This is a genomic window from Chitinasiproducens palmae (genome assembly GCF_900095735.1).
Classification (GTDB): Bacteria; Pseudomonadota; Gammaproteobacteria; order Burkholderiales; family Burkholderiaceae; genus Chitinasiproducens; species Chitinasiproducens palmae.
Genome location: NZ_FNLO01000002.1, coordinates 635,423 through 644,086, shown reverse-complemented (window position 1 = coordinate 644,086; position 8,664 = coordinate 635,423). Strand labels below are relative to the sequence as shown.

Here is an 8,664-nt window from a genome sequence, read left to right as displayed (position 1 = left end):
CGAGGATCACCAGCTCAGGGGCTTCCTTCTCGACCACCGCCTTGATCAGCTTGGCCACGGCCAGCGGCTGCAGCTCCGCGCTGGTCTCGACCAGCAGCGCGCGGTCCGCGCCGATCGCCAGCGCCGTGCGCAGCGTCTCCTGGCACTGCGTCACGCCACACGACACGGCCACCACCTCGGTGGCCACGCCGGCCTCGCGCAGGCGTACCGCCTCCTCGATGGCGATCTCGTCGAACGGGTTCATCGACATCTTCACGTTGGCGAGGTCCACGCCCGACTCGTCCGCCTTCACGCGAACCTTCACGTTGTAGTCCACCACGCGCTTCACGGGTACCAGAATCTTCAAGGCCAGCCTCCTTCTTCGGTTCAAGAGCCTCACTGTGACAGACCGTCACCCCCCGCTCAATTCGCGATGCGTGAAGCGCTCGTTCGCCAGACCCTAAGACAGGCGATGCCGGCATCGGCTGTACAGCCTTAAGCAAAGCCGAATGCCCACTTTCCGAATCAGAACTTTGCGAAGCCGGCAGGGCAGTTCATAGTAGCCATGACTCGGACGAATCCAAGCGAATGACAAGAATCGCATCACACAACGGAGACGCATGATGAATGCCGTTCCGGCGCGCCTCGACGACTGGCTGGGCAGGGAGGAGACTGCCGGCGAAGTGATCTCGGCCTTCTCGCTGCGGGCCCTGGCCGCCACGCTCGACTCAGGCGATGCGGACGTGCCAACCAGCGTACCGCCTCTTTGGCATTGGATGTTCTTCCAGCCGACCGCGCCGCAGGCGAGCCTCGGCGAGGACGGGCATCCGCAACGCGGTGGCTTCCTGCCGCCGGTAGCGCTGCCTCGGCGCATGTGGGCGGGCGGCAGGCTGACGTTTCACGCCCCGTTGCCGGCCGGCACGGATGCCACGCGCCACTCGACCATTGCGGCGGTGGATAGCAAGACCGGGCGCACCGGTCAGCTTGTTTTCGTGACGGTGCAACACCGTATCGAGACAGGCGGGGTGCTGTGCGTCGAGGAAGAGCAGGACATCGTGTATCGCGATGCGCCGCGCTCCGATGCGCCAGCCGCCCCAGCGGCGCGCGCGCCGGACGGGGAGCGTTGGTCGCGTACGGTTCATCCGGACCCGACGCTGCTGTTCCGCTATTCCGCGTTGACCTTCAACGGCCATCGCATCCACTACGACCATCCGTACGTCACCGCAGTGGAAGGTTATCCGGATCTGGTGGTACACGGCCCGCTGATCGCCACGTTGCTGGTGGATCTGGTCCGGCGCACGCTGCCCGCCGCCGTCGTGCGCACGTTCTCGTTCCGCGCGCAGCGCCCGGTGTTCGCCAACCGTCCGCTGACGCTATGCGGCCTGCCTTCGGACGACGGCTTGAGCGTCGAGCTGTGGGCGAAAGATCACGAAGGCTATCTCGCGATGCGGGCGGTCGCGACGTTGGCCTGAGCCGCCGCGACCGCATCTGGCGCCCGATCCGAAGCAGAACGGGCGCGGCCTTGTACGCCGCGTCCGACCCTCCCGATTTTCACGTTTTCCTTGCCATGCAGACGACCCAACAGGAATCCTTTCAAGACATCCGCGAGGCAGTCCGCGACTTGTGCGAGCAGTTCTCCGGCGAGTATTTCCGCAAGATCGACGAGGAACGCGGCTATCCCGAAGCGTTCGTCGACGCGCTGACGCAGGCCGGCTGGCTTGCCGCACTGATTCCACAGGAGTACGGCGGTTCCGGCCTCGGCCTGACCGAAGCGTCGGTCATCATGGAGGAAATCAATCGGTCGGGCGGCAATTCCGGCGCCTGCCACGGTCAGATGTACAACATGGGTACGCTGTTGCGGCACGGTTCGGAACAACAGAAACAGACCTACCTGCCGAAGATCGCCAGCGGCGAGCTGCGTCTGCAGTCGATGGGCGTCACCGAGCCGACCACCGGCACCGACACCACGAAGATCAAGACGACGGCGGAGCGTCGGGGCGACCGCTACGTGATCAACGGCCAGAAGGTCTGGATCTCTCGGATCCAGCACTCCGACCTGATGATCCTGCTGGCGCGCACGACGCCGCTGGCCGACGTCAAGCGCAAGTCCGAGGGCATGTCGATTTTCATCGTCGACTTGCGCGAAGCGATCGGGAAAGGCATGACCGTGCAGCCGATCCTGAACATGGTCAACCACGAAACCAACGAGCTGTTCTTCGACAACCTGGAGATTCCAGCGGAGAACCTGATCGGGGAAGAGGGCCAGGGCTTCAAGTACATCCTCGACGGCTTGAACGCCGAACGCACGCTGATCGCGGCCGAGTGCATTGGCGACGGGTATTGGTTCATTGACAAGGTCAGTGCCTATGCGAAGGAGCGGATCGTGTTCGGCCGCCCGATCGGCCAGAACCAGGGCGTGCAGTTCCCGATTGCGCGCGCCTTCGTCAACGTCGAGGCAGCCAGCCTGATGCGGTTCGAGGCAGCCCGCCGCTTCGACGCACACGAGCCCTGTGGCGCGCAGGCCAATATGGCGAAGCTGCTGGCCGCCGATGCGTCTTGGGAGGCGGCCAATGCGTGCCTGCAATTCCACGGCGGCTTCGGCTTCGCTTGCGAGTACGACGTGGAACGGAAGTTCCGTGAAACGCGCCTCTATCAAGTCGCGCCGATCTCGACCAACCTGATCCTCTCCTACGTGGCGGAGCACATCCTGGGTTTGCCCCGCTCGTTCTAGGCAAGCGCGATGCGTGCGCCAAGCGAACAACGAAGGTATCGACATGAAGCCAGCACTCGCACGTTCCTACCTATTCGTGCCCGGCAACCGTCCAGAACGTTTCTCGAAAGCCATGGCGGCGGGCGCCGATGCGATCGTCATCGACCTGGAGGACGCGGTGCCGGCCGCTGACAAGCCTGCGGCGCGCGGCTTCGTGCGGGAGACGCTCGACGCCTGGCAAGCGGCCGGCCAGGCAAACGCCTGCGCGGTCGTGGTGCGGGTCAATGGTCCCGACACAACCTGGTTTGGCGACGACCTGACCGCGCTCGCTTCGCATCCGCTGCTCGCCGGCATCATGCTCCCGAAAGCGGAGCGCCGCGACGATCTCGCAACGGTGCGGCGTCTTGCGCATCAGGCGATGGCGATCCTGCCGCTGGTTGAAACGGCGCGTGGCATGGCCGAGGTGTCGACACTCGCTGCGTGCCCCGGCGTTCAACGGTTGGTGTTCGGCACGCTGGACTTCCAACTCGACCTCGGCATCGACGGCGATCGCGAAGAACTGGATCCTTTCCGCGCCCAGCTTGTCATGGCATCCCGCCTCGCTTCGCTCGCGCCACCGATCGACGGCGTCAGCACCGTACTCGACGATGCGGCAAGGATCGAGGACGACGCCCGGCGTGCCCGTCGGTTTGGCTTCGGGGCGAAACTGTGCATCCATCCCAGGCAGGTCGCGCCGGTGCATCAGGCCTACGCGTGGAGCGAGGACGAGCTGGCGTGGGCGAGGCGTGTCCTGCAGGCGGCGGGCGCTGGCGCGGCGGCGCAGCTCGACGGAAAAATGATCGACACGCCGGTGATTCTGAAGGCAAGACGGATCCTGGGCGCAGCCGTGCCCGTGCCCGCGTCCATGCCGTGACGGCGACCACAATCGAGCCACGGTTGCACAACACAGATGATGTGGTCCGCGGGCGGCGGACCGAGAATCAATGCAAGGGCTGGCGGCGCATCGTCGGTCAGCCGCCCGGGCTTCAGTGAATCGCTGCCGCGCTCGTGTGGACGGGATGCACCGGCGCAGAGGCGAAACGTGCAGCGCCCACTGGCGCCATGAGCATACATGTCGCGGAGCGGCTTGTGTGCGCTACCGCACACCGCCGATCGCGGGAAGGGCGGTGGGCCGAAACGAGGCGCCGCGCTGGGCTCAGGCGACCCCGGCCGCTTCGTCGTTCACCTGCTGCTCGGCCAGCACCGTCAACTTGCGGTCCGTTTCCTTTTCTTCCTGCAGCGTCTCGGCGAGCAGCTTGGCGGCATCGTTGAAACCAAGTTGCTTGGCCAGCACGCATAGCGTGCCGTAGGTCGCAATCTCGTAATGCTCGACCTTCTGCGCCGCGCCGATCAGCGCCGCGTCGAGCACCGGACCCTTGTCCAGCTCGTCGATCACTTCCTGCCCCTCCTCGACGAGCCCCTCCATCGCCGCGCACTTCATGCGCTTGAGCTTCACGCCGGAGGACTCGACAACCTGGTCGATCCGCTCGATCTGCCCCTGGGTCTCTTCGAGGTGGGTTTCGAACGCCGCGGCCAGATCCGGATTGGTGGCCGCGCGTGCCAGCTTGGGCAGGGCCTTGGTCAGTTGTTTCTCGGCGCTGTACACGTCCGAAAGAGCATGAATGAAGAGGTCGGTCAGCGTGGTCTTCTTGGCCATGGTCTATCTCCAGGGAGTGTGTGTGCGTTGCGTCGGACGGCACCCGACGCCACGCAGCACTGCTCAGCAACGCGTGTTCCCAACATTCGCTCGGGCCGTGCCGCGACGATCGCTGCGGCGCGCCGCGCCGATAGCGGGCGACAGCGGGCGACACCCATGCCGCGCGCCGGCGGCAGGCCCCCGCTCAGACCATGCGCCGCAACTTGTCACGGATACGGGAAAGCCCGGGTGCGTCGATGTCGGCGAGCGGGCGCCAGACCATGGCATGCGCGTCCAACGGCGTGCCCGCCGGGCCTTCCGGCACGAGTACGAAGCGGAGGTCGCAATGCCAGTGCTCGGGCTCGTGTTTGGACGGGTTGGCCGGGATCCGATGGATATCGACGTCGATCGGCACCACGGGGTCGCGGTGCCATGCGTGCAGACCGCAGCGGAAGCCCGTTTCCTCCATGACTTCTCGCAGCGCGCTCTGGTCCGGCGTCTCGTCGCCCTCGACATGGCCGCCGGGCTGCAGCCAGCGAGCCGTGGGCGCGTGCCAGACCAGCAGGACCTGGGCAGCATCGCCTTGGCCTTGGCCAGCGGCGATGCCGCCGTTCTCCACATTCAGGACGATGCCGCTCGCGGTGACGTGACCGGGCAGATTGCGTCGACTGAACGGGTCGGCGCTTCCTTGGAACGCGGCGATGGCGCGATCGACGCTCGTCGCTTCGTCCGGGAAGCGGATCCGGTAATCGAGCAGGCAGGCAAGCAACGTGGCTTTTCGGGTCATTGGGGTGTTTATCGAGGTGCAGGCGGTTCGCGGCTGCACTGTCACTGAGCGTCCGTCGCGTCCGCTACCTGGTCCGCCGAGGTCGCGCGCGCAATTGCGGCGGGGTGCCCGGAGCATGGCGAGATGGTAGCGTGGCCGCTCGCGCAAAACGTTTCGAATGTTGTCCGGCCGCCCGGTCAGGCAGACCGGTCCGACCAGTCGAAGGGATCCAGCCGTGCATGTCACGCGTGCGGCAATCGTGTCGCAAACGCGTGCGCGCGCCTTCTCGGTCCGGCGCACGGCTTTGCGATCTGTAGCGTTTCATCATTGCGCGCACGATCGCTTTCGGTGAATGCTTCGCTTCCGCCCGTTGCTGCGGCGGCCGCTTGCCGGTCGACTGCGTCAGCACCACGCGTCAGGTCGTAGCGATGCCCTGGCGTTGACACAAGCAGGCTGCCTGCAACCGGTGCGTTACCGCGGTCCGCGCCGATGGCCGGCCTCGGCGGTGGTCCACTTGCCGCACGTCGAATGTGCGTGGCTGCGCCACGCGCCTGGCACCGCACCGGTCCCACGGCTTTGTCGCGGCCGTCGCGGCGATGGCCGGTCTCGCAGGTACCGATCCAGCGCAAGCAAACAGGAGATGTCTTGAAACTGTCGCGTGTTGCAAGACGCGGTTCTCTCGCTTGAGCCAGCCGACCACTCGCAGCGCGCGCCGCCGGGGCGTCGCGTGCGCCGGCATGCTCGCGGCCGCCGCCTGTGTCGCACTCGCTTCGATTTGGCTCCGTTCGAAGCCGGCGCAGCAATATCTGAGTGCACCGGTGCAACGTGGCGACCTCGAGCGCGTGGTGCTCGCCACCGGCACGCTGCAGGCCTACCGGCAGGTCGACGTCGGTGCGCAGGTCTCGGGGCAGCTGAAGACCCTGAAAGTTGCCCTTGGGGACACTGTGCGCCAGGGTCAATGGCTGGCGGAAATCGATCCGGTGATCCCACGCAACGCTCTGCGTCAGGCGCAGAGCAACGTGGCGCGACTGCTGGCCGAGCGGCGCGCCACCGCGGCGCGTCTGACACGTGCGGCAGCCGGCCTGCGCCGTCACCGCCGCTTGCGCGACCTTGACTCGACCTCCGGGCAGGAATTCGATGCGGCGCGCGCGGAACGTGACGTCGAACGCGCCAATCTGGCGGCGCTGGATGCGCAGATCGGCGCCGCCCGAATCGAGGTGGAGAGCGCACGGGCCAGTCTCGGCTACACGCGTATCGTTGCGCCGATCGACGGGCGGGTGGTTGCGGTCGTGACGCAGGAAGGCCAGACAGTGATCGCGCAACAGCAGGCCCCGGTCATCTTGAAGCTGGCCGATCTGGACACAATGACGGTCAAGGCACAGATCTCCGAGGCTGACGTGATCCGCGTCCGTCCGGGGCAGACCGTCTACTTCACGATTCTCGGCGAGCCGGACACGCGGCATTACGCTCGCCTGCGCGCGATCGAGCCGGCGCCGCAGAATATTCTGGAGGTGCAGAACCCGGTTGGCGGTAGCACGCGGCCGAGCACCGCGGTGTTCTACAACGCGCTGTTCGAGGTGCCCAATCCCGACCATCGCTTGCGGATCGCCATGACGGCGCAGGTGGGGGTGCTGCTGGGCGCCGCGCGTGGCGTGCTGACCGTGCCCGTCGGCGCACTCGGCGCGCCCGGTGTGCGCGATGACCGCCATCCGGTTCGTGTATTGGACGCGGCTGGCGAGGTGTCGACCCGTTGGGTAAGGACCGGCATGGACGACGGCACTCGGGTGGAAGTGCGGGACGGGCTGCGCGAAGGCGAACGCGTGGTGATCGACACCCCGGACGATCCCGAGCCTGATGTCGGCACGGCGGCTTGAGCATGGATATGGAACCACCATTGCTCGAGCTCGTCGGCGTCACGCGACGTTTTCGCACCGGCGAGCGCGACGTCGCCGTGTTGAAGGGTATCGACCTGTCGATCCGCGCGGGCGAGTTCGTTGCCATCGTCGGCCCGTCGGGCTCCGGCAAGTCGACGTTGCTGAACCTGTTGGGCTGTCTCGATGCGCCCAGCTCGGGCACCTACCGTATTGCCGGCCGCGAGACCGACAGCCTCCACGATGACGCGCTTGCGCAGTTGCGGTGCGAGCGCTTCGGCTTTGTGTTCCAGTGCTACAACCTGCTGCCGCATCTTGATGCCCTCGCGAACGTCGCCTTACCGGCGATCTACCGGCGCGTCAGCGGTCAAGTGCGCACGGCGCGGGCGGCAGCGCTTCTGGCAGGCGTCGGACTGGCCGCTCACGCGGCGCACCGACCGGCGCAGTTGTCGGGCGGGCAGCAACAGCGCGTGGCCATCGCGCGCGCGTTGATGAACGGGGGCGACGTCATCCTGGCCGACGAACCGACCGGCGCACTGGACTCCGTCAGCGGGCAGGAGATCATCGACATCCTGGCAGGGCTGAACGCGCTGGGACATACCGTGATCGTGGTCACGCACGACATGGGCGTGGCGGCGCGCGCGCGACGCATGATCGAGATGCGCGACGGCGAAGTAGTGGCCGACCGGGCACAGGCACAGGCACAGGCACAGGCACAGGCACAGGCACAGGCACAGGCACAGGCACAGGCACAGGCACAGGCGGGCGCGCTTGGCGCCTCGCGCCCCGCCGCACCGGACTGCGGATCGGCCCATGCGAGCGTCGCTCGCAATGCCCGGCGGGTCGACGATCGCGCAGTCGCTCCCTACGCAGTCGCTCCCTACGCAGTCGCTCCCTGCGCGGCGCTCCCTTCGCAGAGGACGGGTCGCGTCGACGGCGTCGCGGCACGTTGGGCTGCCGTGGTCCAGGAGGCGTGGCTTGCCCTGCTGTCGCACCGTCTGCGCACCCTCCTGACGATGCTCGGCGTCGTGATCGGCATTGCCGCGGTGGTGACCATCGCAGCCCTCGGCGAAGGCGCCAAACGTCATCTGCTGGCCGCGCTCACCAGCATGGGCAGCCACACCATCAGCATCTATCCGGGACGCGACTGGGGAGACACCGAAGCGGCATCGATCCGCACCCTGGTTGCCGCCGATGCGACCGCGCTGGCGACGCAACCGTATCTCGACAGCGCGACGCCCGAGGTCGCCGCAGCCTGTTGCTCCGTTACCGCAACGTCGACGTCAAGGCACTCGTCAATGGCGTTGGCGAGCATTACTTTTCGGTGCGCGGCATGCGGCTGGCCGCGGGCCGCGCGTTCAGCAGCGACGAAGTACGGCACCAAAGGCAAGTGGCGGTGATCGACCAGCACACGCGGCGCAAGCTGTTCGGCAAGCGCGTCAGCCCGCTCGGCAAGGTAATCCTCATCGATACGCTGCCGTGCGTGGTGATCGGCGTCAAGGCGGAGACGCGGGACGGCGCCGGCGATGTGAAACAGCTCAATGTGTGGCTCCCGTACACCACCGCGTTGGCCCGTCTGTTTGGACAGCAGCATCTGGACAGCATCACGGTTCGCGTGCGGGACGGTCAGCCGGGCGCGCTTGCGGAAAAGAGTCTGACCCGG

General features: G+C 66.7%; 7 protein-coding genes and 2 pseudogenes. 6 read left to right on the top strand and 3 right to left on the bottom strand.

Annotated features, from left to right (window positions below):
- Positions 1 to 346, bottom strand: a 346-nt coding sequence (locus tag BLU54_RS05900; protein ID WP_407919395.1) for an electron transfer flavoprotein subunit beta/FixA family protein, incomplete at its 3' end; no start/stop codon positions are given.
- A gap of 256 nt (positions 347 to 602) precedes the next feature.
- Here BLU54_RS05900 and BLU54_RS05895 point away from each other — a divergent pair.
- From BLU54_RS05895 to BLU54_RS05885, 3 genes are all read left to right on the top strand, one after another.
- A complete protein-coding gene (locus BLU54_RS05895) occupies positions 603 to 1,451 on the top strand; it encodes an HTD2 family dehydratase (protein ID WP_091906045.1) in 849 nt (282 codons plus the stop codon).
- A 95-nt stretch (positions 1,452 to 1,546) separates the two neighbouring features.
- The gene (locus tag BLU54_RS05890; protein ID WP_091905937.1) at positions 1,547 to 2,710 is read left to right on the top strand and encodes an acyl-CoA dehydrogenase family protein; all 1,164 of its coding nucleotides are present in this window, start codon (positions 1,547 to 1,549) and stop codon (positions 2,708 to 2,710) included.
- Positions 2,711 to 2,753: 43 nt separating this feature from the next.
- Positions 2,754 to 3,602, top strand: coding sequence for an HpcH/HpaI aldolase/citrate lyase family protein (locus tag BLU54_RS05885; RefSeq protein WP_091905935.1), 849 nt, complete (start codon positions 2,754 to 2,756; stop codon positions 3,600 to 3,602).
- Positions 3,603 to 3,884: 282 nt separating this feature from the next.
- On the opposite strand, the gene BLU54_RS05880 is transcribed toward BLU54_RS05885, so the two are convergent.
- Positions 3,885 to 4,385: a YciE/YciF ferroxidase family protein gene (locus BLU54_RS05880; RefSeq protein ID WP_091905933.1), complete on the bottom strand. Its 501-nt coding sequence runs from the start codon at positions 4,383 to 4,385 to the stop codon at positions 3,885 to 3,887.
- A 184-nt stretch (positions 4,386 to 4,569) separates the two neighbouring features.
- The gene (locus tag BLU54_RS05875; protein WP_170845040.1) at positions 4,570 to 5,190 is read right to left on the bottom strand and encodes an NUDIX hydrolase; all 621 of its coding nucleotides are present in this window, start codon (positions 5,188 to 5,190) and stop codon (positions 4,570 to 4,572) included.
- A 677-nt stretch (positions 5,191 to 5,867) separates the two neighbouring features.
- Here BLU54_RS05875 and BLU54_RS05865 point away from each other — a divergent pair.
- The 3 genes and pseudogenes from BLU54_RS05865 to BLU54_RS24600 form a co-directional block, all read left to right on the top strand.
- Positions 5,868 to 7,004, top strand: a complete 1,137-nt coding sequence (locus tag BLU54_RS05865; protein ID WP_091905927.1) for an efflux RND transporter periplasmic adaptor subunit — start codon at positions 5,868 to 5,870, stop codon at positions 7,002 to 7,004.
- 8 nt (positions 7,005 to 7,012) lie between these two features.
- A pseudogene (locus BLU54_RS24605) lies at positions 7,013 to 7,711 on the top strand (ABC transporter ATP-binding protein); the annotation flags it as partial.
- 306 nt (positions 7,712 to 8,017) lie between these two features.
- A pseudogene (locus tag BLU54_RS24600) lies at positions 8,018 to 8,604 on the top strand (ABC transporter permease); the annotation flags it as partial.
- Positions 8,605 to 8,664 lie beyond the last annotated feature (60 nt).